Annotated in this window: 18 protein-coding genes and 1 pseudogene; 1 reads left to right on the forward strand and 18 read right to left on the reverse strand. The window is 71.9% G+C overall.

Annotation, left to right across the window (positions count from 1 at the left end; genetic code table 11):
- Positions 1-69: 69 nt before the first annotated feature.
- From F8O02_RS03360 to pyrR, 17 genes and pseudogenes are all read right to left on the reverse strand, one after another.
- Complete coding sequence (locus tag F8O02_RS03360) at positions 70-333, reverse strand: phosphoribosyl-ATP diphosphatase (protein ID WP_158035832.1); 264 nt, start codon at positions 331-333, stop codon at positions 70-72.
- Positions 334-558: 225 nt separating this feature from the next.
- Entirely contained in the window at positions 559-1,272 is a 714-nt protein-coding gene (gene rpe / locus F8O02_RS03365) for a ribulose-phosphate 3-epimerase (RefSeq protein ID WP_225734087.1), read from the reverse strand.
- Between the two features lie 232 nt (positions 1,273-1,504).
- Entirely contained in the window at positions 1,505-2,476 is a 972-nt protein-coding gene (rarD, locus tag F8O02_RS03370; RefSeq protein WP_225734088.1) for an EamA family transporter RarD, read from the reverse strand.
- Entirely contained in the window at positions 2,473-4,035 is a 1,563-nt protein-coding gene (locus tag F8O02_RS03375) for an RsmB/NOP family class I SAM-dependent RNA methyltransferase (RefSeq protein ID WP_158035833.1), read from the reverse strand. Before F8O02_RS03375 ends, rarD begins: the two co-directional genes overlap by 4 nt.
- Complete coding sequence (fmt, locus tag F8O02_RS03380; protein WP_158035834.1) at positions 4,032-4,976, reverse strand: methionyl-tRNA formyltransferase; 945 nt, start codon at positions 4,974-4,976, stop codon at positions 4,032-4,034. The genes F8O02_RS03375 and fmt overlap by 4 nt, the downstream gene beginning before the upstream one ends.
- Before the next feature lie 32 nt (positions 4,977-5,008).
- On the reverse strand, positions 5,009-6,982 hold the full coding sequence (locus F8O02_RS03385) for a primosomal protein N' family DNA-binding protein (protein WP_158035835.1): 1,974 nt from the start codon (positions 6,980-6,982) through the stop codon (positions 5,009-5,011).
- 35 nt (positions 6,983-7,017) lie between these two features.
- Positions 7,018-8,220 carry a methionine adenosyltransferase gene (gene metK, locus F8O02_RS03390; RefSeq protein ID WP_158035836.1) on the reverse strand — a complete coding sequence of 401 codons (1,203 nt, stop codon included), beginning with the start codon at positions 8,218-8,220 and terminating at the stop codon, positions 7,018-7,020.
- Between the two features lie 200 nt (positions 8,221-8,420).
- A complete protein-coding gene (gene coaBC, locus F8O02_RS03395; protein ID WP_158035837.1) occupies positions 8,421-9,605 on the reverse strand; it encodes a bifunctional phosphopantothenoylcysteine decarboxylase/phosphopantothenate--cysteine ligase CoaBC in 1,185 nt (394 codons plus the stop codon).
- Between the two features lie 210 nt (positions 9,606-9,815).
- Positions 9,816-10,073 (reverse strand): annotated as a pseudogene (gene rpoZ, locus F8O02_RS09150) (DNA-directed RNA polymerase subunit omega); the annotation flags it as partial.
- A 2-nt stretch (positions 10,074-10,075) separates the two neighbouring features.
- On the reverse strand, positions 10,076-10,867 hold the full coding sequence (gene gmk / locus F8O02_RS03405) for a guanylate kinase (RefSeq protein WP_225734089.1): 792 nt from the start codon (positions 10,865-10,867) through the stop codon (positions 10,076-10,078).
- Between the two features lie 58 nt (positions 10,868-10,925).
- Positions 10,926-12,035, reverse strand: a complete 1,110-nt coding sequence (pyrF, locus tag F8O02_RS03410; protein WP_158035840.1) for an orotidine-5'-phosphate decarboxylase — start codon at positions 12,033-12,035, stop codon at positions 10,926-10,928.
- Between the two features lie 44 nt (positions 12,036-12,079).
- Positions 12,080-15,370 (reverse strand): carbamoyl-phosphate synthase large subunit, encoded by a 3,291-nt coding sequence (gene carB, locus F8O02_RS03415; RefSeq protein ID WP_158035841.1) that lies wholly within the window; start codon positions 15,368-15,370, stop codon positions 12,080-12,082.
- The gene (carA, locus tag F8O02_RS03420; RefSeq protein WP_225734090.1) at positions 15,370-16,662 is read right to left on the reverse strand and encodes a glutamine-hydrolyzing carbamoyl-phosphate synthase small subunit; all 1,293 of its coding nucleotides are present in this window, start codon (positions 16,660-16,662) and stop codon (positions 15,370-15,372) included. The genes carB and carA overlap by 1 nt, the downstream gene beginning before the upstream one ends.
- Positions 16,663-16,751: 89 nt before the next feature.
- Complete coding sequence (locus F8O02_RS03425; protein ID WP_158035843.1) at positions 16,752-17,297, reverse strand: PH-like domain-containing protein; 546 nt, start codon at positions 17,295-17,297, stop codon at positions 16,752-16,754.
- On the reverse strand, positions 17,294-18,604 hold the full coding sequence (locus F8O02_RS03430; RefSeq protein ID WP_158035844.1) for a dihydroorotase: 1,311 nt from the start codon (positions 18,602-18,604) through the stop codon (positions 17,294-17,296). The genes F8O02_RS03425 and F8O02_RS03430 overlap by 4 nt, the downstream gene beginning before the upstream one ends.
- Complete coding sequence (locus tag F8O02_RS03435; RefSeq protein ID WP_158035845.1) at positions 18,601-19,551, reverse strand: aspartate carbamoyltransferase catalytic subunit; 951 nt, start codon at positions 19,549-19,551, stop codon at positions 18,601-18,603. The genes F8O02_RS03430 and F8O02_RS03435 overlap by 4 nt, the downstream gene beginning before the upstream one ends.
- A 55-nt stretch (positions 19,552-19,606) precedes the next feature.
- Positions 19,607-20,125 carry a bifunctional pyr operon transcriptional regulator/uracil phosphoribosyltransferase PyrR gene (pyrR, locus tag F8O02_RS03440; RefSeq protein WP_158035988.1) on the reverse strand — a complete coding sequence of 173 codons (519 nt, stop codon included), beginning with the start codon at positions 20,123-20,125 and terminating at the stop codon, positions 19,607-19,609.
- A gap of 371 nt (positions 20,126-20,496) precedes the next feature.
- Between pyrR and F8O02_RS03445 the strand changes: the two genes are divergently transcribed.
- Positions 20,497-21,624 carry a glycosyltransferase family 2 protein gene (locus F8O02_RS03445; protein WP_158035846.1) on the forward strand — a complete coding sequence of 376 codons (1,128 nt, stop codon included), beginning with the start codon at positions 20,497-20,499 and terminating at the stop codon, positions 21,622-21,624.
- On the opposite strand, the gene F8O02_RS03450 is transcribed toward F8O02_RS03445, so the two are convergent.
- Complete coding sequence (locus F8O02_RS03450) at positions 21,599-24,211, reverse strand: putative bifunctional diguanylate cyclase/phosphodiesterase (protein ID WP_158035847.1); 2,613 nt, start codon at positions 24,209-24,211, stop codon at positions 21,599-21,601. The genes F8O02_RS03445 and F8O02_RS03450 overlap by 26 nt on opposite strands.
- Between the last annotated feature and the right edge of the window lie 14 nt (positions 24,212-24,225).

Consider the following 24,225-nt stretch of genomic DNA (forward strand, 5'->3'; position numbering starts at 1 on the left):
CCGGGCTGGAAGCCACGCCCTGTCCGGGGCCAGTGTCGTCGCGTCCCCATCGTGGCGCGCGGCCGGAGCCTACAGCTCGCGGTAGACGTCCTCGAGGCTGATGCCCTTCTTGATCAGCATCACCTGCACATGGTAGATGAGCTGGCTGGCCTCCATAGCGAGCGCCTGGTCGGTCTCGTGCTCGGCGGCCAGCCACACCTCGGCGGCTTCCTCGACGATCTTCTTGCCGATCGCATGCACGCCGGCGTCCAGCTCGGCCACGGTCTTCGAGCCCTCGGGGCGGCTGGCCGCCTTCTCCGTGAGCTCCTGGAACAGTCCCTCGAACGTCTTCATCGTCTCAAGCCTACCGCGCGTGGGCACCGCACGTCCCTGCCACGCGGCACGGTTTCCCCGCCAATGGGTCTCGGCCCGGGCACAGACCTGCCGCGGAGGCCCCAAGAGCATAGCCCCGCCTCCCCGTGGCACACCCACGCCCATCCGGCAGGTCGGGGCACGGGGCCTGCACAGGGGTGTTTGACGGAGGGCCTGCGCGAGGGTGGAACGGAGTGGGCGCGGCTCCTACCCCACGCTCTCGGCGACCTCGCGCAGCCCTGCGATCGCCGCGGCCGGATCCGCCGACCGGAACACACTCGATCCGGCCACCAGCGAGTCAGCCCCCGCCGAGACGGCGATCGCCGCGGTGTGCCTGGTGACTCCTCCGTCGACCTGCAGCACGAGATCGTCGAGCCCCTGCTCGCTCGCCCGTTCGCGCAGCCGCTCGAGCTTGCGGGTGGTGCCCGCCTCGATGTACTGCTGCCCGCCGAAGCCGGGCTCGACGGTCATCACGAGCACCTGATCGAAGTACTCGAGCAGGTCGATGACGGTCTCGACCGGTGTCGCCGGCTTGAGCGCGACGCCGGCCCGGGCGCCGAGCGACCGAAGCGTCCGTGCGACCGACAGCGGCGAGGTGGCCGCCTCCATGTGGAACGTCACCGACCAGGCGCCGAGCTCGGCGTAGGCGGGAGCCCAGCGGTCGGGATCCTCGATCATCAGGTGCACGTCGAGCGGGATCGTCGTGTACCGCTGGATCCACTGGACGACCGGCGCGCCAAGGGTGAGGTTCGGCACGAAGTGGCCGTCCATCACGTCGATGTGCGCGGTGTCGGCGGTGGCGATGCGCGCGAGCGTGCCCTTGAGGTCGCCCAGGTCGGCGTTGAGGATGCTGGGGCTGATCAGAACGCCGGCGTGCGGCCGACGACCGGGGGTGCACCGGGCAGCGGGTTCCATGGTCATGGGTTCAGTCTACGAGCGCGGCCCAGCGGTGCGTGGCATCGAATCGGCCCCGCACGCACCCCGGGCCCGGGGCGTGCGCCGGCCTGCCGCAGGCCCCGGGCAGCGCACGGACCTGCCGTACTGTGACACGTCCGTGCACGGCTGGCAGGCTCGCATGGTGGCCGACTTCCGTCGGATGAGCGCGGGACACGTCCGTGCACAGCTGGCAGGCTCGTGCATGAGGGCCCGGCCGCTATCCCCGCGGCACGTGCGCCCGCCGGGCCTGCAGCGCGCCGTCGACGAGCAGCAGCGCGATCGCGGCCCAGATGAGCGCGAACCCCGCGAGCCGGGCGGCTGGCATCGGCTCGTGCAGCACGAGCAGCCCGATCAGGAACTGCAGCGTGGGCCCCAGATACTGGATGAACCCGAGCCACGACAGCGGCAGCCGACGGGACGCCGCCGCGAACGTCATCAGCGGCACCGCGGTGACCACCCCGGTCGAGGCGAGCAGCAGGGCGTGGCCGACGCCGGTGCGTGCGAACGTGAGCCCGCCCATGCCGACCTCGACGACGACGAGTGCGGCGATCGCGACCGGCACGAGCAGTGTGGTCTCGACGGTGAGCCCGCCGATGGCGTCCACCCGGTCGGCGACGCGCGACTTGATCAGCCCGTAGAACCCGAACGAGAGGGCGAGGCCGAGCCCGATCCAGGGCACCTGCCCGTAGGCGACGACGAGCACCGCGATCGCGACCACGCTCACCCCGACAGCCGCCCACTGCATCCGGGTGAGCCGCTCGTGTTGGAAGATCACCGCGAGCAGCACCGTCACGATCGGGTTGATGAAGTAGCCGAGCGACGCCTCGAGCACGTGCGCGGTCTCCACGGCGATCACGTACAGCTGCCAGTTCGCGTAGATGAGCAGCGCCGCGACCGCGAGCGGCCCGACCACATGCCGGTCGGCGAGCAGCGCGCCGATGTGCCGCCAGCGGCGTGTGACGGCGACGATGATCGCGCAGAACACCACGGAGAAGATCACCCGCGCGGCGACGAGCTCGACCGGTCCGGTCGGCGCCATCAGCACGAAGTACAGCGGCAGCACGCCCCAGATCAGGTAGGTGACGACGCCATAGACGAGCCCGGCTCGACGCGGCTGCCGTGCGGACGCCATGCCGCCTCCGCCGTGGGACGATGCCGCAGCCGCGGCGGTCGCCTCGCCCGCGCTCATGCCCGCCTCCGCAGCAGGCTGATGAACATGGCATCGGTGCCGTGCACGTGTGGCCACAGCTGCAGGCCGGGGGCACCTGTGCCGACCGGGGCGAACCCGGTGCCGGCGGCCGCCGCCGCGAGGTCGACGCCGGCGTCGGCGAGCACGGCGGCGGTGTCGAGCACCTCCAGCGCGCCCGGATGCCGTTCGAGCACGCCCTCGATCTGCCGGCGGGTCTCGGCGACGTGTGGCGAGCAGGTGATGTACGCGATCAGGGCGCCGGGATGCGCGCCGGCGACCGCCGCGTCCAGCAGCCGCCGCTGCAGGCCGGTGAGCGTGGCGAGGTCGGCGGGCGTCTTCCGCCACCGCGACTCGGGCCGGCGACGCAGCGCGCCGAGGCCGGTGCAGGGCGCGTCGATCAGGGCGCGATCCCACTCCCCCGCCGCGAGCGCGGTGACGCCGTCGCCCTCGGCGACCGGCACGTCGGCGAACCCGGCCTCGGCGAGCGCGTCGCGCACGAGCTGGGCCCGGTGCGGCACCGGCTCGTTGGCTGCCACGGATGCATCCGGCTGGCGGCGGGCGGCGAGTGCGGCGAGCAGGGCGGTCTTGCCGCCCGGGCCGGCGCACACGTCGATCCACCGCTCGGATGCGGTCGCGCCGCAGGTCTGGTCTGCTGCGGACCCAGGGGCCGTGGCGTCGCGGTCGGCTGCCGTGGCGGCGGATGCGGTGGCCGGGACGTCCCCCGGTGCCGCGGCAAGGGCGAGGGCGGCGACCTGCGAGCCGGCGTCCTGCACCCGCACGCCGTGCCCGCACACGTCCGCCGGGTCGCCGTGGGCGAGCAGCGCTCCGAACGGCGAGACGGTGCCGGACTCGGCGCCCGGGATCGTGTCGCGGTCGGCGATGCCGGGCAGTGCGACGAGGTTCACGACCGGTGCGGCGTCGTCGGCGGCGAGGAGCGCCTCGAGCTCGCGGGCGTCATCGCCGGGCAGGCGGCCGTCGGCGGCGAGGGCGCGGCGCAGGGCGCGCACGATCCACTCGGGGTGCGACCAGCGCACGCTGAGGTAGCGGTCGGCGGGCAGGTCGCGGCGCAGCTCGGCGTCCCAGTCGGCCGGGTCGCGGTCGACGAGGCGGTGCATCACCGCGTTGACGAGGCCGGCGGCGCGATCCTCGCGGGTCTGGCGGGCCAGGCGCACGGTCTCGTTGACGGCGGCGTGGCCGGGCACGCGCATGTGCAGGGTCTGGTGGGCGCCGAGCCGCAGGATCCAGCGGACGCGGCGGGCGAGCCGGTCGGGATCGCGCCGGGCGGCCCGGCCGATCAGCTCGTCGTAGAGCCGCTGCCAGCGGATGGTGCCGTAGACGAGCTCGGTGGCGAACGCGCGGTCACGGGGGCTCAGGTCGGCCTCGGCGAGCCGGGCGGGCAGCAGGAGGTTCGCGTACGCGTCGTGTGCCTCGACCTCTTCGAGCACGCCGAGGGCGACCCGGCGCGGGTCGGTGTCCCGGGGACGGCGCCGGTCGCGGTCGTGCGGGCGGCGACCGCGATCGCCACGCCGGTCGCCCCGGCGGCGGTCGTCGTGCGTCATGCGAACACCGCCTCGGCGTGCAGACCGTTCGCCCAGTCACGGGCGGCCATGGCCTTCCGGCCTGCCGGCTGCAGCTGACGCACCTCGAGCAGGCCGTCCCCGGTGCCGACGAGTACCCGACGACGTATGACCACGACCCGGCCGGGGGTGACGGGCGCGTCCACGGCGAGGGCTGCGTCCGCGGGGTCGGTGAGGCGGGCGAGCTGGGCGACCTTGACCGTCTCGGCGTCGAGGGTCGTCCACGCGCCGGGCTCGGGGGTCGCGGCCCGCCACCGATCGAAGACCTCGCGGGCGGGGCGGGCCCAGTCGAGGCGGCCGAAGTCGCGGTCGAGCTTGCGTGCCACGGTGACCTCGCCGTGCTGGGGGCGGGGGTCGGCGGTGCCGGTGACGATCGCGTCGATCACCGCGACCAGCCCGTCGGCGCCGACGTGCCCCATCCGGTCGAGCACCTCGCCCGCAGTGGCGTCGGCGAGGCCCGGCAGCACCCGCTGCTGCAGGATCTCGCCGGCGTCCAGCTCGCTGGTGACGCGGATGATCGAGTAGCCGAGTGCCTCGTCGCCGGCCGCGATCGCCCGTTGCACGGGCGCGGCGCCCCGCCAGCGGGGCAGCAGCGAGACGTGCAGGTTCACCCAGCCGTGGTCGGGCATCTCGAGCAGGTCGTCGGGCAGGATCGCCCCGTACGCGACGACGACGCCGAGGTCGACGCGGGCGACGGTGTCGGCGATCGCCGCGAGTGCCTCGTCGGTCACCCGGGCGGCGCGCACCACGGGGATGCCGGCCTGCTCGGCGACCTCGGCGACCGGGCTCGGCGTGAGCCGGCGGCGGCGACCAACCGGGGCGTCGGGGCGGGTGAGCACGCAGGCCACCTCATGGGGCGAGTCGATGAGCCGACGCAGCACGTCGGCGGCGATGGCAGGGGTTCCAGCGAAGAGGATGCGCACCGCACCAGTGTACGGCCGGGCGTCGCACCGCGTCAGGCCGTGGTCAGCATCCGCACGTCGTCGGCGTGCACCCGCAGCCGACGCTGGGCACGGGCCGGACCGGTCGTCGCACGCACGACCGCCGCCTTCAGCGCGCGCGCCGTGGCCTCCCCGACCGCGTAGGGCACGCGCAGCAGGGTGACCTCCTCCATGCGCGGGCCGCCCTCGCCGGGCTCCGCGGGCAGCAGATCGGTGGAGACGACCTCGACCGTCTCGGGCAGCCGGGCGTCGGCGAGCGCCCGCTGGGTGCCACCCCGGTCGGTGGTGATCGAGAAGAACCGCACCGCGGGCGGGAACCCGAGGGCCGCGCGCTGGGCGAGCTCCTCGCGAGCGAACGGTCGGGCGTCCCACTGCACGAGCGCGTCGGCGAGCCGGCCCTGCACGCCGGTGAGCACGACGGTGCCGTCAGGTCGGGCGAGCGCGGCGGCGGTGAACCAGTGCCGGATGGCGTCCTCGGCCGCGGTGAGCCCCTCGCGCGAGACGATCGCGAGCGCGTCGAGCAGCAGCACGGCCCGGTAGCCGCTCGGGCAGCGGGGCTCGGCGCCGGCGGTGGCGACGACGAGGGCCGGGGCGGGGCCGACCTGCTCGCGCACCTGGTCGGCGGTCGCGACGATCACGGGCACCTCGCGGAACGCCCGGCCCAGCTCATCAGCGGTGCGGCCTGCGCCGGCGAGGGTGCGGGTGCCCTCCTCGGTGACCACCTCGCGCTGATAGCCGGCGCGGGCGACCTGGACGAGCACGGGTCCGGTGCGCAGCGCGTCGCGGGCGATGGCGTACGCGATCTGCGGGATGCGGGCCAGCTGCAGCAGCGGGTCGTCGCCCCAGACCGCGGAGGCCGGGATCACCCGGGGATGCGGCACGGGCGGGCCCGGCTGGACGTAGCCGATCTCGATGAGCCGTTCGACGGCGACGGAGGGGGCGTTCGAGAGGAACACGAGCCGGCAGTCGGTCTGCCGCTGGCGGACGAGCGCCACGTCGCGGGTGTGCGCGTAGGGGGCGTGGGGCTCGCGGTATGAGGGGTCGCCGTCCTCAACGACGATGATCTGCCCGAGGTGGCGGGCCGGCGCGTACACGGCGGTGCGGGTGCCGACGATGATGCGGGCGATGCCGCCGCGGGCGTCGAGGTACGACCGGTAGCGGGGCTCGTCGTCGAGGCCGGCGTCGAGGCGGGCGACCGTCTCGCCCGGGAACCGCTCGGCGAGCACGGCCGCGGCCTGTGCCACGTCGCGGAAGTCGGGCACGGCGACGATCGTGGTCTCGTCACGCTCAAGCGCGTCGGCGACGAGGGCGACCAGGTCGGTGGCCCAGGCGCCGATGACCCGGTTGTTCGAGATCAGGTCGCAGCCGACGTGCGGCTGGCGGTGCTGGCGTGGAATGGGCCAGCCTGGGCGGGGCGCTGCGGAGTGGGATGTCATGGTGCCGCGACCCGGTCGAGGGCCGGATGCGGATGTCTGGGTCGCGCCCTCCGGCGCCGGCATCTGATCGGTCGAGGTGCCGGCCACCGGGACCGCGTCGGTCGGGGCGCCATCAGTCGAGGCCGTGTCAGTCGTGTCAGTCGGGGTCTCGCCTGCCGACTCCCCAGCCGCCAGCAGCTCGGCCACGACATCCGGGTGGGCTGTGCACCAGGCCCTCTCGGCGCGGGCATGCCGGGGCGGGATCGCCAGACGCAGCACGTCGGCGGCGATGCCCGCCTGCCGGTCGGCGACCGCGCGCACGAGCGTCCACACGTCAGGGTCGAGCACGGGCAGCGTGCCGACGACCTTGCGCACCGGCTGGAGCGCGCCGTCGAACGAGGCCTGGTCGGCGCCGCCGATCACCCACGCGTCGAGCTGGCGGCGGTGCCCGAACGGCACCTTGACCCGACAGCCGACGCGCACGCGCTCGAGCAGCTCGTCCGGCACCGCGTACTCGAACTCGCGGTCGAGATGCGGCAGCGGCGAGTCGATGCAGACACGGGCGACCTTCATGCCGTCAGGATACCGGCGGGGTGCGACACCGTCGCTCAGAGGCCGGCGGCTGCGCGCACCTCGTCGACACGGTCGAGCGCCTCCCACGTGAACCCGGGCTCGTCACGGCCGAAGTGACCGTACGCGGCGGTGCGCTGGTAGATCGGCCGGCGCAGGTCGAGCCGCTCGAGGATCGCCTCGGGGCGCAGGTCGAACACCTGCTGCAGCACCTCAGCGATCCGCTGGTCGGAGCCGAGCCGACCGGTGCCGAACGAGTCCGCGTACAGTCCGACGGGGCGGGCCTTGCCGATCGCGTAGGCAACCTGGATCTCGAGGCGGTCGGCGAGCCCCGCGGCCACCGCGTTCTTCGCCGCGTATCGCAGCGCGTAGGCGGCCGAGCGGTCGACCTTCGAGGGATCCTTGCCGCTGAACGCACCGCCGCCATGATGTGCGGCCCCGCCATACGTGTCGACGATGATCTTGCGCCCGGTGAGCCCGGCGTCCGACCCCGGCCCGCCCTCGGTGAACCGCCCCGACGGGTTGATGAACGTCTTCATGCCGGACGCGTCGAGCCCGCTGGCCGCGACGACCGGGTCGATCACGAGCCGGCGCACCGCCTCACGGATCTCCTCGTTCGTGCGTTCCGGGTCGTGCTGGGTCGACACCACGACCGTGTCGACCGTGCGCGGCGTCGCACCGTCGAACCCGATGGTCACCTGCGCCTTGCCGTCGGGACGCAGCCACGGCAGCTCCCCCGAGTGCCGCAGGCCGGCCAGCCGGCGGGTCAAGCGGTGGGCCATCGCGATCGGGGCGGGCATGTACTCCGGGGTCTCGTTCGTCGCATACCCGAACATGATCCCCTGGTCGCCGGCGCCCTGCTGGTCGAACGGGTCGGTCGACCCCAGCTCACGCGCCTCGTACGAGGTGAGTACACCGTCGCGGATCTCCGCCGACTGCTGCCCGATCGACAGCGACACCCCGCAGCTGCGGCCGTCGAAGCCGACCTCGCTGGAGGTGTATCCGATGCCGGTGATCACGTCACGCACGATCTGCGGGATCTCGACATACCCCTCGGTCTTGATCTCACCGACCACGTGCACCAGCCCACGCGTGGCCACCGTCTCCACGGCGGTCAGCGCGTGCGGGTCGACGGCCAGCAGCGCGTCGAGGATCGCATCCGACACCTGATCGCAGATCTTGTCCGGATGCCCCTCGGTGACGGACTCACTGCTGACGAGTCTCAGCTCGCTGTCGCTCATTGCCCTGCTTCCCTCGATCTCTGTGCGTGCCCGGCGCCCGACCAGCGCCCGTTCTGCCGTCGACGCCTGCCGCGCCGACACGGCCGCCCGGACGTCACACCACCGTCCAGTAGTCTCTCAGCTCATCCCTGGCGACGGGCGCACGTGTCGGCGCGTGTCCGCGAGCCCACGATGCCACACCCCGCCGACATGCCGGCCGGTCACAGCGTCCGCACGATCTGGTCGATGATCGCTTCGGCGACATCGCGCTTCGTGCCCGAGACGGCCGCGAGCACCTCGCCGGACGCGTCGAGCACGGACACGGTGTTCTCATCGCGGCCGAAACCCTTCTCCTCGCCGACCTCGTTGACGGCCAGCAGATCGCAGCCCTTGCGGCGGATCTTCGCCCGCCCGAGCTCGAGCAGCGCGGCACCCGAGGCGGTCTCGGCGGCGAAACCGACGACCACGTTGCCGCGATCAGGCCGGTGCGAGATCTCCGAGAGGATGTCCGGGTTCGACACGAGCCGCAGCGTCGTCTCGTCGCCCTCGTCGATCTTTTTGATCTTCGTCGTCGTCTGGTTCGCGGGCCGGTAGTCGGCGATCGCGGCGGCCATGATCACCACGTCGGCCTCGTCGGCGAGCGAGGTGATCGCCTGCCGCATCGACTCGGTGTAGCGGGCGCTGATCACCTCGGCGCCGCGCGGGGCCGGCACGTCGAGGTGCCCGGCCACGACGACGACCTCGGCACCGCGGGCGAGCGCCTCCTCGGCGAGGGCCATGCCCTGCTTGCCGGACGAGTCGTTGCCCAGGTACCGCACGGGGTCGATGCGCTCGCGCGTGCCGCCGGCGCTGATGACGACGAGCCGGCCGGCGAGATCCTTCGGATGCTGGGCGCGGTCGACCTCGACGGCGATGTCCTCTGGCTCGACCATGCGCCCGACGCCCTCGTCGGGGCCGGTGAGCGCGCCGATGCCGGGGCCGAGCACCTGCACCCCGCGGTCGTGCAGGGTCGCGACGTTCGCCTGGGTCGCCGGATGCCGCCACATCTGCGAGTGCATCGCCGGGGCGATCAGCACCGGGCACTCGGCGACGAGCAGGGATGCGGTGAGCAGGTCATCCGCCCGCCCCTGCGCCATGCGGGCGATGAGATCGGCGGTGGCGGGGGCGATCACGACCAGGTCGGCGGCCGCGCCCATCCGCACGTGCCGCACGCCGGCGACGTCGGTGAACAGGTCGCGGTCGACGGGGTTGCGGGAGATCGCCTCCCACGTGGGCGCACCCACGAAGCGCAGTGCGTTCTCGGTGGGCACGACGTGCACGTCATGGCCGGCCCTCACGAGCAGCCGGACGGCCTGTACCGCCTTGTAGGCGGCGATGCCCCCGCCCACCCCGAACAGCACGCGCATCGGCGGATGCTATTCCGCGTCGGAGGCGGCGGCGTCGCCCTGGTCGTCGGCGGGCTTCGCCGCGTCGGAGGCGTCCTGGGCCGCGGCATCGGCATCAGCCTCGGTGACCGCGCCGTCCACCGGACCGAACGCGTCCACCTCGGCGGCGTCGACGCCGAACTGCACGTCGGCGGCGGCCTCGGCCGCGGCACGGGCCTTCTCGGCCTCCTCCGCGGGATCGATCGGGGTCATCACGAGCTTGTCCTCGGCGATCTCGCGCAGCGCGATCGAGAGGGGCTCCTCCTCCACCGCGGCGTCGACGAGCGGGCCGACGTTGTTGAACAGGCTGCCCTCGTGCAGATCGGTGTAGTAGTTGTTGATCTGGCGAGCCCGCTTCGAGGCGAAGATGACCAACCCGAACTTCGAGTCGACGCGCTTGAGCAGCTCGTCGATGGGCGGGTTGATGATGCCTTCGGTGCTTTCGGCCATGTTCAGCGGGTCTCCTCAGATGTCGGTAGTCCCATCAAGTGTACGACTTCCCGCGCCGCGCGTGCGACCCGGTCGTTGACGACCTCCTCGTCGAACTCGTCGCGGGAGGCGAGCTCGACCTTCGCGGTCTCCAGTCGTCGGTGCTGCTCCTCCGGCGTCTCGGTGCCCCGGCCGATCAGCCGGTGCACGAGCTCCTCCCAGCTCGGCGGCGACAGGAACACGAGTCTCGCGTCGGGCGCGTTGCGGCGCACCTGGCGGGCGCCCTGCAGGTCGATCTCGAGCAGCACGGGGCGCCCCTCGCGCAGGGCACGCTCGACCGGGCCGCGCGGGGTGCCGTAGCGGTGCGAGTTGTGGACGGTGGCGAACTCCAGCAACTCGCCGTCGGCGATCATCCGGTCGAACGTCTCGTCGTCGACGAAGTAGTAGTGCACGCCGTCGATCTCGCCGGGCCGGGGGCGGCGCGTGGTCGCCGAGACCGACAGGCACACCTGAGGCCAGTGCTCGCGGATGTACGCGGCGACGGTACCCTTGCCGACGGCGGTGGGGCCGGCGAGCACGGTCAGGCGAGCGGGTGCGGTGCGACCCGCGGTGTCGGGCGTGGTGGACGTGGTGCCGTCAGCGGCGGGGGCGGTGGCTGTGGCATCCGGCGCCGGGCCGGTCACAGGTGTGGTCACGGGGGCTGCGGCGTCGTCCTGCGGGGCCGCGGGCGCGGTCATCTCGGCCACGGGGGTCTCCGCTGCCACGGGGGTCGCCACGCCGGCCGAGCGGGACTCGGATGCATCAGAGGGGGTCATGCACTCCATTCTCCCACAGCGTCGAACGGGGCCATGCCTGCGCAGGATGGCGCGACCCTCACCACGCCGAGGCGAGCGCCTCGACGGCCTGGTCGATGCGTCCGCCCAGACCGTTCGGCGCACCGCGCAGCACCGACCGCGACACGTTCGCGAGCACACGGTCGCGACCGCCGGGGAACAGCGTCGCCGCGTCCTCGAGCCGGGCCCCCTGCGCGCCGAACCCCGGAGCGAGCACCGGCAGGTCATCGGGCGTGCGGCGGATGTCGAGCCCGCGAGCGACCGGCGCATGCGTCGCCCCGAACACGATACCGAACGATCCGAGTGCGCCGTCGTTCGCGCGCTGGCCGACGGTGTCATCCGCGGACGCGACTCGCTGGTCCACGACAGTGTGCGGCTCCGTCCGCCCCGGCCTCGCTCCACCGGCAGACACGACACCCGTGCCCGTGAAGTCACTCGTCGCCGCCCCGCCCGCGCTGCCCCCGGTCGAGTCGGCCGAGGGTGTCGCCACCCCGGCCGCCGCGTTCCAGCGGGCCACCTCGGCGGCGACGTGGGCGGCGACGCTCACGCCCCGGGCGGCGGATGCGGAGGATGCCGGGTCGCCCTCCTCTCCCGCGACCGCCGCCGACTGGACCGCGTCGGCCTCCGGGTTGCTCGTCGCGGCGAGCAGGAACAGCCCCGCGCCATGCCGGAGCGCGGCATCGGCGAACGGCCGCAGCGCGCCGACGCCCAGGTAGGGCGAGATGGTGAGCGCGTCGCTGGCGAGGGGGCCGGCGGGGTCGAGCCACGCGTCGGCATAGCCAGCGTTCGTCGAGCCGATGTCGCCGCGCTTCGCGTCGGCGATGACGAGCAGCCCCGTGTCACGGGCGTCTGCGAGCACGCGCTCGAGCGCCGCGAGACCCCGCGAGCCGAGCCGCTCGAAGAACGCGACCTGCGGCTTCACGACCCCGACGCGACCAGCCGCGGCTGCGACGACGGTGCGCCCGAACCGCTCGAGCCCGGCAGGATCGGCGTCGAGCCCCCACTGATCGAGCAGCGCCGCATGAGGGTCGATGCCCACGCACAGTCCGCCGAAGCGATCGATGGCGCCTGCGAGGCGGACGCCGAACGACGCCCGCCTCGACCGAGCCGCACCAGCGGTGGCGACGCCGCCATCAGCCTCGGTCGCCACGACGGCATCGCTCCTCCGCACTCCGGCACCGGCCCTCACACCCGTCACGCCGTCGCCTGGGCCCGGGCGGCGTCGCGCAGGCGGTCGAACTCCTGCAGCGAGTGCACCTGGAACGGTCCGTCGACGACCTCGAGGGCCGTGACGAGCGCGTTGAGGGCGGCGATCGTGGTGAACACCGGCACCCCGTGCGCGGTGGCCGCGGCGCGGATCTCATAGCCATCGCTGCGCGATGTGCGCCCCTCAGGGGTGTTGATCACGAACGCGATGCGGCCGGCGGTGATCAGGTCGACGACGTCCTCGCCCGCCTCCCCGCGCTTGTGCACGAGCTCGGCGCTGATGCCGTTGCGGCGCAGCACCTGCAGGGTGCCCGCGGTGGCAAGGAGGTCGAAGCCCATCGTCTGCAGGCGCAGAGCAGGCAGCACGACGTTGCGCTTGTCGTCGTCGGCGACCGACACGAACACGGTGCCCCGCCGCGGCAGTGCGCCGCTGACGGCCGTCTCGGCCTTCGCGAACGCGTGCGGGAAGTCCCAGTCGATGCCCATGACCTCGCCGGTCGAGCGCATCTCGGGGCCGAGCAGCGAGTCGACGACCTGACCCTCGGGGGTCTGGAACCGGTTGAACGGCAGCACGGCCTCCTTCACCGAGATCGGCGAGCTGGCGGGCACGAACGTGCTGTCCTGCTCGGGCAGCACCCCCTGCCGCTTCAGCTCCGCGATCGACGTGCCGGCCATGATGAGGCTCGCCGCCTTCGCGAGCGGCAGCCCCAGCGCCTTCGACACGAACGGCACCGTGCGGCTGGCGCGCGGGTTCGCCTCGATGACATAGAGCACGCCCGCGGCGATCGCGTACTGCACGTTGAGCAGCCCGTCGACGCCCACGCCCTTCGCGATCGCGAGGGTCGCGTCATGCACGGCCTGCAGGTGCGAGGCGCCGAGGCTCACCGCCGGCAGCGAGCAGCTCGAGTCGCCGGAGTGGATGCCGGCCTCCTCGATGTGCTCCATGATGCCGCCGATGAACAGCTGCTCGCCGTCGTACAAGGCGTCGACGTCGAGCTCGACGGCGTCGTCCAGGAACCGGTCGACGAGCAGCGGGTTCTCGGCGCTGACGAGCGCCTGCCCGCCGATGCGCTGGAAGTAGTCGACGATCGACTCGCGGTCGTAGACGATCTCCATGCCACGGCCGCCCAGGACGAACGACGGGCGCACGAGCACCGGGTAGCCGATGTGCTCGGCCACCTCGATCGCCTCGTCGACGTTCGTGGCAGTGCCGTTGCGGGGTGCGAGGATGCCGGCCCGGTCGAGGATCTCGGCGAACAGCCCGCGCTCCTCGGCCAGGTCGATCGCCTCCGGGGTGGTGCCGAGGATCGGCACGCCCGCCGCCTTGAGCCCCTTGGCGAGGCTCAGCGGGGTCTGCCCGCCGAGCTGCACGATCACGCCGACGAGCTCGCCGGCCTCGGCCTCGGCGTGCACGACCTCGAGCACGTCCTCGAGCGTCAGCGGCTCGAAGTACAGGCGGTCGGAGGTGTCGTAGTCGGTCGAGACGGTCTCGGGATTGCAGTTGACCATGACCGTCTCGTAGCCCGCGTCGTGCAGTGCGAACGAGGCGTGCACGCACGAGAAGTCGAACTCGACACCCTGGCCGATGCGGTTCGGGCCGCTGCCGAGGATGATGATGCGCCTCCGGTCGCTCGAGGCGACCTCCGTCTCCTGCTCGTACGTCGAGTAGTGGTACGGCGTGCGGGCCGGGAACTCGCCGGCGCAGGTGTCGACGGTCTTGTACACCGGCCGCAGGCCGAACCCGTGGCGAATGTCGCGCACCTGCTGCTCGGTCAGCCCGCGCAGCTGGGCGATCTGCGCGTCGGAGAAGCCCTCCTCCTTGGCCACACGCAGCACATCCTCGGTCAGCTCGGTGGCCTCCCCGACCCAGTCGGCGACCTCGTTGAGGTGCTGGATCTGCTCCAGGAACCACGGGTCGATGCCGGTCGCCTCGTGTGCGGCCTCGATGGACGCGCCCGCACGCATGGCCTGCTGCAACTCGACGATGCGCCCGTCATGCGGCCGGGACGCCCCGCGCAGCAGCTCCTCGGCAGTGCCGGGCAGCTCGCCCCAGTGGAACGTCGCCCCCTTCTTCTCCACCGACCGCAGCGCCTTCTGCAGCGCCTGGGCGAAGGTGCGACCGATCGCCATCGCCTCGCCGACGGACTTCATCGTGGTGGTGAGCGTGTCGTCCGCGGCCGGGAACTTCTCGAACGCGAACCGGGGCACCTTGACCACGACGTAGTCGAGGGTGGGCTCGAAGCTCGCGGGCGTCACCTGGGTGATGTCGTTGGGGATCTCGTCGAGCCGGTAGCCGATCGCGAGCTTCGCGGCGATCTTCGCGATCGGGAACCCGGTGGCCTTCGACGCGAGCGCCGAGGAGCGAGAGACACGCGGGTTCATCTCGATGACGATGATGCGGCCGGTCTCGGGGTTGACGGCGAACTGGATGTTGCATCCGCCGGTGTCGACGCCGACGGCACGGATGATCTCGATGCCGATGTCGCGCAGCTTCTGGTACTCGACGTCGGTGAGGGTGAGCGCGGGGGCGACGGTGATCGAGTCGCCGGTGTGCACGCCGACGGGGTCGACGTTCTCGATCGAGCAGACGACGACCGTGTTGTCGGCGTTGTCGCGCATGAGCTCGAGCTCGTACTCCTTCCACCCGAGAATCGACTCCTCGAGCAGCACCTCGGCGGTCGGCGAGTAGTCGAGGCCGGCGCCGGCGATGCGGCGCAGGTCCGCCTCGTCATACGCGAACCCGCTGCCGAGACCGCCCATGGTGAACGAGGGGCGCACGACGACCGGGTAGTGCAGCTCCTCGGCGGCGGCGAGGCACTCGTCCAGGGTGTGGCAGATCACCGAGCGGGCGACGTCCGCGCCGCAGTCGACGACGAGCTCCTTGAAGATCTCGCGGTTCTCGCCGCGCTCAATCGCCTCGACCTTCGCGCCGATGAGCTCGACGTCGTACCTGGCGAGAATGCCCTCGCGGTCGAGGGCCATCGCCGCGTTCAGGGCGGTCTGCCCGCCGAGGGTGGGCAGGATCGCGTCGGGGCGCTCCTTGGCGATAATCGTCTCGAGCACCTCGGTGGTGATCGGCTCGATGTAGGTGGCGTCGGCGAAGTCAGGGTCGGTCATGATCGTCGCCGGGTTCGAGTTGACGAGGATGACGCGAATGCCCTCGGCGCGCAGCACGCGGCACGCCTGGGTGCCGGAGTAGTCGAACTCGCAGGCCTGGCCGATGACGATCGGGCCGGAGCCGATGACGAGGACGCTGTCGATGTCGGTTCTGCGAGGCATTACTTCTGGTCTCCTTCCAGACCGGCGCTCGTGGCGGCGGTCTCGGCGGCGGATGCTGCGGTCGCGCCCGCGAGGGTGGTCGCGGCGGGTTCAGGGGCCGCCGCGCTAGATGCGCCTGTGCCGGTGGCCGGGTCGTTCGCGCTCTCGCCCGACCCGGCGGCGGCGACCTCGCCGCCGCCCAGGATCAGGTCGCGGAACCGGCGGAACAGATAGCGGGAGTCGTGCGGGCCGGCGGTCGCCTCCGGGTGGTACTGCACGGAGAACGCGGGCAGGTCGAGGCAGCGCAGCCCCTCGACGACCTGGTCGTTGAGGCCGATGTGGCTGACCTCGACGCGGCCGAGGCCGACGGGCGAGTCGACGACGCCCTCGGTGGTCGCCTGCACGGCGAACCCGTGGTTCTGCGCGGTGATCTCGACACGGCCGGTGGCCCGGTCGAGCACCGGCTGGTTGATGCCGCGGTGCCCAAACGGCAGCTTGTACGTGTCGAGCCCCAGGGCCCGGCCGAGCAGCTGGTTGCCGAAGCAGATGCCGAAGAACGGGATGCGCTCGGCGAGCACCTGCCGCAGCACCTCGATCACCCGGTCGCTGGCGGCCGGGTCGCCCGGCCCGTTCGAGAAGAACACGCCGACCGGGTCGACGGCGCGGATGTCGTCGAGGGTCGCGGTCGCGGGCAGCACGTGCACGTCGAAGCCCTGCTCGGCGAGCCGGTGCAGGGTCGCGCGCTTGACGCCGAGGTCAATCACGGCGATCGGCCCGTGGCTCTCGCCGACGGCGGGCACGACGTACGCCTCGGGTGTGGTGACCCGCGCCGAGAGGTTCTGCCCTGCCATCGAGGGTTGGGCGCGCACGGCGGCGAGCTGGGCGTCGGGGTCGCCCGCGGCGTCCGCACCGGAGAAGATGCCGGCGCGCATGGCGCCCCGGTCGCGGATGCGTCGGGTGAGCGCGCGGGTGTCGATGTGGGAGATGCCGACGACGCCCTGGCGCACGAGCTCGTCCGCCAGGCTGCCGGTGGCGCGCCAGTTCGACACGATGCGGCTGGGCTCGCGGACGACGTAGCCGGCGACCCAGATCGCGCGCGACTCGTTGTCCTCCTGGTTGACGCCCGTGTTGCCGATCTGCGGGGCGGTCTGCACGACGATCTGCCCGGCGTACGAGGGATCGGTGAGGGTCTCCTGGTAGCCGGTCATGCCGGTCGCGAAGACGGCCTCGCCGAAGGTCGTGCCGCGCTTCCCATACGCGCGGCCCCGGTAGCGGGTGCCGTCTTCAAGCACGAGGATGGCTGGTTCAAACACTGGTGGGTGCTCCTTGGTTCGCTTGTGGTCTACGGGTCTCACCCGGTCGGCGGGCGGCTGGCGCTCGTGGCGCATGTCGGGCTGTGGGGTCAGAACATCAGCTCCCCGGCCCGGCGCGCCGCCGACCTGGGCGGTGCGATGGCGCGGACGGCCTCGACGATGGCGGGGCCGTCCTCGGCTCGTCGCATCCGCCAGAACGTGGTCAGCTCCAGGTCGCCCCAGACCCAGTCGACGGCGGTCAGCCCGCCGTGCTCCACGCCCTTGTCAATGGTGTAGTCCTCGAGCCCCGCCCCGTCGAGGTTCTCGCGCGGGATGAGCACGGGGTCGCTGCCATCGCGCTCCATAACGACGCCCTCGGGGTGGACGGCGATGGAGCCCCAGGCGCGGAAGCCGAGGCTCCTGGCGCTCACCCGGTCGAGGTGGTCGGCGGCCTTCGTCGTCGCGACGTACAGGCCGCGGCCGGTGACGATCGGGTCGCCAAGCTCAGCGGCGGACGGCGGGGTCGCCAGCGCCGGCAGCATCGTCTCCTGCTCGGCGGCGCGGCGGTGCCAGGCCCGCCACATCGCGATGAACACGACCACGACGATAGCCGCGGTCAGCGCCGTGAGGATCGTCATCTTCACCGTGGTGCTCATGCCTGCGCCCGCCCGTCGAGCACGGTGGGCCGGCCGCGCAGGATCGTGGCGACGACCCGGCCGGGCAGCTCCCGCCCGAGCCAGGGGGTGTTCGCCGACAGGCTCGCGAGATCGGCCGGGGTCAGGGTCGTGGTGGCGTGCGGGTCGATCAGGGTGAGGTTCGCGACCGATCCCGGCACGACCGGGCCGACGGCGTCCACGTCGCCGGCGATGGAGGCGGGCGCGGTGGACATCACCCGGCCGAGATCCGTCCAGGTCATCAGCCCGGTGTCGACCAGGGTGAGCTGGGCCAGGTGCACGGCGGTCTGCAGCCCCAGCATCCCCGGCTCGGCGTGCGCCCACTCGCACTCCTTCGCCTCGGCGGGCAGGGGCGCGTGGTCGGTGGCGATCGCGTCGATCGTGCCGTCGAGCAGCCCCTCGCGCAGTGCCTCGACATCGGCTTGCGAGCGCAGCGGCGGGTTGACCTTGTAGATCGGGTCGTAGTCGAGGCAGGCGTCCTCGGTGAGGACGAGATGGTGCGGGGTGACGTCGGCGGTCACCCGGATGCCGCGCTGTTTCGCCCACCGCAGCACGTCGACGCTGCCGCGGGCGGAGACGTGGCGCACGTGCAGGCGGGCGCCGACGTGATCGGCGAGTAGCACGTCGCGGGCGATGACGGCGGCCTCGGCGACGGCCGGCCACCCTTGCAGGCCGAGGCGGCTGGAGAGCTCGCCCTCGTTCATCTGTGCACCCTCGGTGAGGCGGGGGTCCTGCGCGTGCTGCACGACGACGCCGTCGAACGGCTTGACGTACTCGAGGGCGCGGCGCAGCAGCAGCGGGTCGGTCACCCCGGTCTCGCTGTCGCTGAACAGCCGCACGCGGGCGGCGGAGGCGGCCATCGCCCCGATCTCGGCCAGTCGCTCGCCGCGCATCCCGACGGTGACCGCGCCGACCGGGCGCACGTCGGCGAGCCCCGCGTCGACGCCGAGGCGGTGGATGAGCTCGGCGTTGCCGGCCGTGTCGGCGACCGGGTCAGTGTCGGGCAGGGCGTGCACGGTGGTGTACCCGCCGAGGGCGGCCGCCCGGCTCGCGGTGGCGACCGTCTCGACCTGTTCCAGGCCCGGCTGGCGCAGGTGTGCGCCGAGGTCCACGAGGCCGGGCAGGGCGATGAAGCCGGTGCCGTCGATGATGAGGTCGGTGTCAGGGGCCTGCTGCGCGGCGGAGGCGCCCGTGCCGGCCGGGTCGACGGCGGTGAAGCGGTCGCCGGCGATGGCGATGTCGACGTCCTGCAGGCCGAGCAGGCTGACGTTCGTGATGCGGGTCGTCATGCGAGACCTCCCTCGGGGCCGAGCAGGCTGTACAGCACGGCCATGCGCACCGACACTCCGTTGGCGACCTGTTCACGCACGGTCGCCTGCGGGCTGTCTGCGGCGGCGGAGCTGATCTCCAGGCCCCGGTTCATCGGGCCCGGGTGCATGACGAGCGTCCGCTGGCCGAGCCGGCCGAGGCGCTGCTCGCCGAGCCCCCACAGGCGGGTGTACTCCTCACGGGTCGGGAAGAACGCGTCGTGCATGCGCTCCAGCTGGATGCGCAGCATGATCACCACGTCGAAGCCGGCGTCGATCGCCTCGTCGAAGTCGTCGTGCACCTCGACCGGCCACAAGGCGATGTCGAACGGCATGAGTGTGGGCGGGCCGGCGAACGCGACGTGCGCGCCGAGGGTCGTCAGCAGCCACAGGTCGCTGCGCGCGACCCGGGAGTGGTCGATGTCACCGACGATGAGCACGCGCACCCCGTCGAGCGGGCGGCCGCGGGAGGCGTCGCCGTGCAGCCGGCGGCGGATGGTGAACGCGTCGAGCAGTGCCTGGGTCGGGTGTTCGTGGGTGCCATCGCCTGCGTTGACCACGGCCGCGTCGATCCAGTCGGTCTGCGCGAGCTGTTGAGCGGCACCGGATGCGGAGTGCCGCACGACCACGCCGTCGGCGCCGATCGCGGTGAGTGTCTGGGCGGTGTCTTTGAGCGACTCGCCTTTGGCGACGCTCGACCCTTTGGCGGTGAAGTTGATCACGTCGGCCGAGAGGCGCTTGGCGGCGACTTCGAACGAGGTGCGAGTGCGTGTGGAGTTCTCGTAGAAGAGGTTCACCACGGTGCGGCCACGCAGCGTCGGCAGCTTCTTGATCTCGCGGGCGTTGACCTCGGCCATGTCCTCGGCGACGTCGAGCAGGCCGATCGCGGTGTCACGGTCCAGATCGCGAGTGGAGAGCAGATGCTTCATGAGTGCACCACCTCGTCGGTGCCACGGGCCCGGTCGCAGGTGGAGAGCAGACAGATCATGAGAGCACCACCTCGTCGGTGTCGTCAAGCGGTGTGAGATGCACGCTGACCTGCTCGGAGCGCGACGTGGGCAGGTTCTTGCCCACGAAGTCCGCCCGAATCGGCAGCTCGCGGTGCCCCCGATCGACGAGCACGGCGAGCTTGACCATGCGGGGCCGCCCGAGCTCCCCGATCGCGTCGAGCGCGGCGCGCACGGAACGCCCGGAGAACAGCACGTCGTCGACGAGCACGACGACCTTGCCGTCGATGCCGCTGAGCGGGATGCGCGTCGGGTGTGTGTGCTTCAGCGGCTTGCCATGCAGGTCATCGCGGTACATCGTGATGTCAACCGCACCGGTGATCGTTTTGGGATCGACCCCCGTCTCGGTCTTCGCGATCTTCGCAGCGAGACGCTCGGCGAGAGGCACCCCGCGCGTGGGAATGCCGAGGAGAACGAGATCATCGGGGCCCTTGTTCGCCTCGAGAATCTCGAAGGAGATGCGAGTCAGGGCGCGATCGATGTCGCCCGCCTGCATGACGATGTTCGTCACAGTGCTTCCTTTCCGTCTCACGGGACGGTCGTTAAAGGATTTCTGCAGAGTCTAGCACCCGGGGTGCGGGGCAACGTTCAGCCTGCCACCGCCCGGACGGCCCCAGCGCTCTGGTGGCTGCAGGGTCGGGCGATGACGCGATCATGGTCGGCCCTTCCGCGACTTCGACGTGGGGACACGCTCCCTGCGACCGAGATCGCGAAAACCACGGGGAAGACGCCTGCAGAGGGGCATTCCAGCGATCTGGACGAGGCAGACGCGCCCCCGCGCGACACCGACACTCGTTCAGGCGCATTCGTGTACACATGCACGCGTCGCCGAGGGGAGGCGCATTCCGCCCCCGTACGATTGACCACATGCGTCGCATCGTGGTCATCGTGCCCTGCTTCAACGAGCAGGAGAGCCTCGCCCGTCTGCATGATCGGGTGCAGGCGGTGGCCGCGACGCTCCCCGATTACCGCGTCGACCTGCTGCTCGTCGACGACGGCAGCACGGACGACACGCCGCGGCTGATGCGTGAGCTCGCCGCCGCCGACCCCCATGTGGGCTACCTCGTGCTCAGCCGCAACTTCGGCAAGGAGCACGCGATGGCCGCCGGCCTCGATCAAACGGATGCGGATGCGGTGGTGCTGATGGACGCGGACCTGCAGGATCCCCCGGAGCTCCTGCCCGAGATGGTGATGCTGTGGGAACAGGGGTATGAGGACGTGTCCGCGCGACGACGGCAGCGTCAGGGCGAGTCGTGGTTCAAGCGGTCGTCAGCGCACCTGTTCTACCGGCTGCTGCACCGCGTGGCCCGGGTGGAGATCCAGGTCGACACCGGGGATTTCCGGCTGCTCGACCGCCGCTGTGTGGAGGCGCTGCGCGCGTACCGCGAGACGGACCGGTACACGAAGGGCCTGTTCTCGCTCGTCGGCTTCCGCAAGGCGCAGGTGCTCTATGACCGGCCGGGACGCTTCGCGGGCCACTCGAAGTGGGGGTACCGTGCCCTGTTCGATCTGGCGTCCGAGGGCCTGACCTCGTTCACCACAGCCCCGTTGAGGCTCGCGACGGTGCTGGGGATGCTCATCTCGACGGCCGCGTTCGTGTATCTGATCGTGATCGTGGTGCGCACGCTCATCCACGGCCCCGACGAGGCAGGCTACCCCTCGATGATGGCCGTGCTGCTGTTCCTGGGCGGCGTGCAGCTGCTGGCGCTCGGCATCATCGGCGAGTATCTGGGGCGGGTGTTCAACGAGACGAAGCGGCGGCCCCTGTACATCGTCAGCGATGCCCGGTTGTGGGGCACGCCGGTGCGCGCGGCCGAGGGCGTGCCGGTGATCTCGCCGCGCGAGCCGTCGGCCGTCAATGCGTCATCAGATCGACCGGCAGGCCCCACCACGGCGGGCGACGTCACAGACGCTGGCGAGGAGTCCTCCACCCCGGACGACATCACGGCAGGCGACTCCATCACTCCTGTCAATGAGCCCCCAGCCAGTCGATGAGTCGGTCGGCCGATTTGGGCCTGCTGAACAGGAAACCCTGCCCGTAACGCACACCGACCCGCTGCAGTCGACCGCGCTGGCCGGGCGTCTCGATGCCCTCGGCGCTGATGGTGAACGACATCGTCCTGGCGAGGTGGGTGAGTCCGGTGATGAGCTGCCCGGCGCGCTCCGGCTGGGTGGCGAGGTAGTCGGTGAGCGACTTGTCGAGCTTGAGCAGATTCGCGGGGAAGCGCACGAGGCTGTTGACCGATGAGAACGCCTTGCCGAAGTCGTCGAGAGCGAGCATCATGCCATGGTCACGGGTGAAGGCGACGAGCCGTTCGAGCACGTCGTCGGTCGCCTGGTCGAGTGAGCGCTCCGAGAGCTCGAAGACGAACGAGACGTCGGGGTGTGCCTCCACGTGCTCGGCCAGGACGTCCATGAGCGCCTGGTCGAGCACCTGCCCGGCCTCGAAGTTCACGTTGAGGCTCGCCACCTCCGGGTCAGCCCGGCGGATGCGCTCGATGCCCGCGAACGCCCCGCGCACGACCTGCTCGGTGAGGCGTGACAGGAGACCGGTGCGGTTGGCCACGTCCACGATCAGCTGCGGCGGCACGTCGCCGATGTGGTCGTCGCGGTAGCGCACGAGCGCCTCGACTCCGATCACCTTCGCATCGGCCAGACGCACCGTCGGCTGGAACCAGACGGACAGCTGCCCGGCCTCGATGCCGTGACGCACCTGCGACTCAAGATCCGAGGGCGTGATGACGCCGCGTGCGGATGTGGCGTTCGACCAGTCCGATGGGCGTGCAGGCGTGCCCGCCGTGCTCCCCCCGGTCGTCGCGCCCCGTGCGTCGGTGCCCTGGGCCGTGCTGCGGTCGCCGGATGCCACCCACGAGTCCGCATCGCGTGTCTCCTCCGGTTCCTCCGGTGTGGTTCGGCCGGCCGTCGCCCTGTCCTGTGCGGTCGACGCCTCGTCACCGGGCGCGGTGCCCATCCCGGCTACCGGGTGGGCCGCGCGCATGAGCAGCTGTTCGATCCCCATGCCGAGCCGCCGCTTCTTGCCCTCGTACATGCGTTCGTCGGCCTCCTCGAGCAGGTCGGTGACGCTCGTGCGGCCGGGAACCGCGCCGGCGACGCCGACGCTGACGGTGAGGGTGATGACCTGCCCGTCGATGTGCATGGGCCGGTTTATGCCTTGCTGCACGCGTCGGGCGACCGCGCGTGCAGCGTCCTCGTCAGTGGTGCCGGGCAGCATCACCACGAACTCGTCGCCGCCGATGCGGCCGATCACGTCGTTGGGGCGCAGGGCGCCGCGCAGGCGCCGGGCGACCTCTTCCAGCACGAGGTTGCCGGCGTGGTGGCCGTGCACGTCGTTGACCGCCTTGAAGTCATCGAGATCGAGGTAGAGCACCGGCGGCACGATGCCCGTCTCGTCGATCACCCGCTGTGCGGTGAGTCGGAACCCCCGGTAGTTGAGCACGCCGGTGAGGTCGTCGGTGTTCGCCCGCTGGGCAAGGTCGTCGATGCGGCGGCGGGAGGCGAGGGTCACCGACGCCATGTGGGCGAGGCCCTCGACGATGTGCTGCTCGGTGCGGCTGAACGGGGTCATGTTGTCTCGGCTGGTGACGACGAGCCAGCTGCCGCCGCCGTCCGGTGCGTGTACCTGCTCGCCGATCTCGGCGGCCCTGGGCGGTCGGTCGCGCAGAGTGACGGTGCCGTTGGGGATCGCCCGGCGGGCGAACTCCTCGAGCCGCACGAGCACGGGGGTGTCGGAATCGTCCCAGGGGAGGGCGAGCGCCGCCCGCACCATCGCGTCGAGCTGGCGACGCAGCATCCGCCGCCGATACCGCTCGTACCAGGTGACGACGATGATCGTCACGACGAGCAGCACCACCGCGCGCACGTCGAGCAGATCCTGGAACCGCCCCCCGCCGTCGATGGCGTCACCCAGGTGGTCGGCGCCGATGGCCGCCCAGCAGGCAAGGGTCTCGCCGACCATGATCTGCACGAGGCGCCGCCAGTGCATCCGCACCGGTTCGACTCCCTCCATCGTGAGCATGCGGCGGAAGACGAGGGGCAACGAGCAGACCGAGACGACGGTGCCGACGAGCACGGCGACCGGGCTCGGCAGCCCGACGAGCGTGGCCACCCCGGTCGTCAGGGAGAACACCAGCCCGATGAACGCCGTCGTGAGCGCCTGCAGCAGCCCCGACCGGCGGTCGTAACCGGCGAACTGCAACACGACGAACGTGGTCACCGCCCAGATCGGATAGGCCGAGGTATAGGCGCCGCCGATGTACAGGTACACGACCAGCGGCGCCAGCAACGTCATCCGCAGGGCATGGGAGCCGCGGGTGACTTGGACGCCCACGCCGCGCAGCAGCACCATCGAGAATACGACGAGTGCGGTATACGCCCAGTTGGGCATCGGTGCGCCGGCGAGGATACGGGTGATGGTGAAGGAGACGGATCCGACCACCCCGGCGAGCACCAGCAACGCGACCGGCAGTGCGACCCCGAGCCGCACCCGGTACGGGTAGCGGGAGACCTCGTCGACGACGGTCTGCGTCGGGGTCACGGTGAGGTGCGGGGTGAGGTGGGCCATCGCTGCGAGTCTAC

The sequence above is a fragment of the Pseudoclavibacter caeni genome (assembly GCF_008831125.1).
GTDB lineage: Bacteria > Actinomycetota > Actinomycetes > Actinomycetales > Microbacteriaceae > Pseudoclavibacter_A > Pseudoclavibacter_A caeni.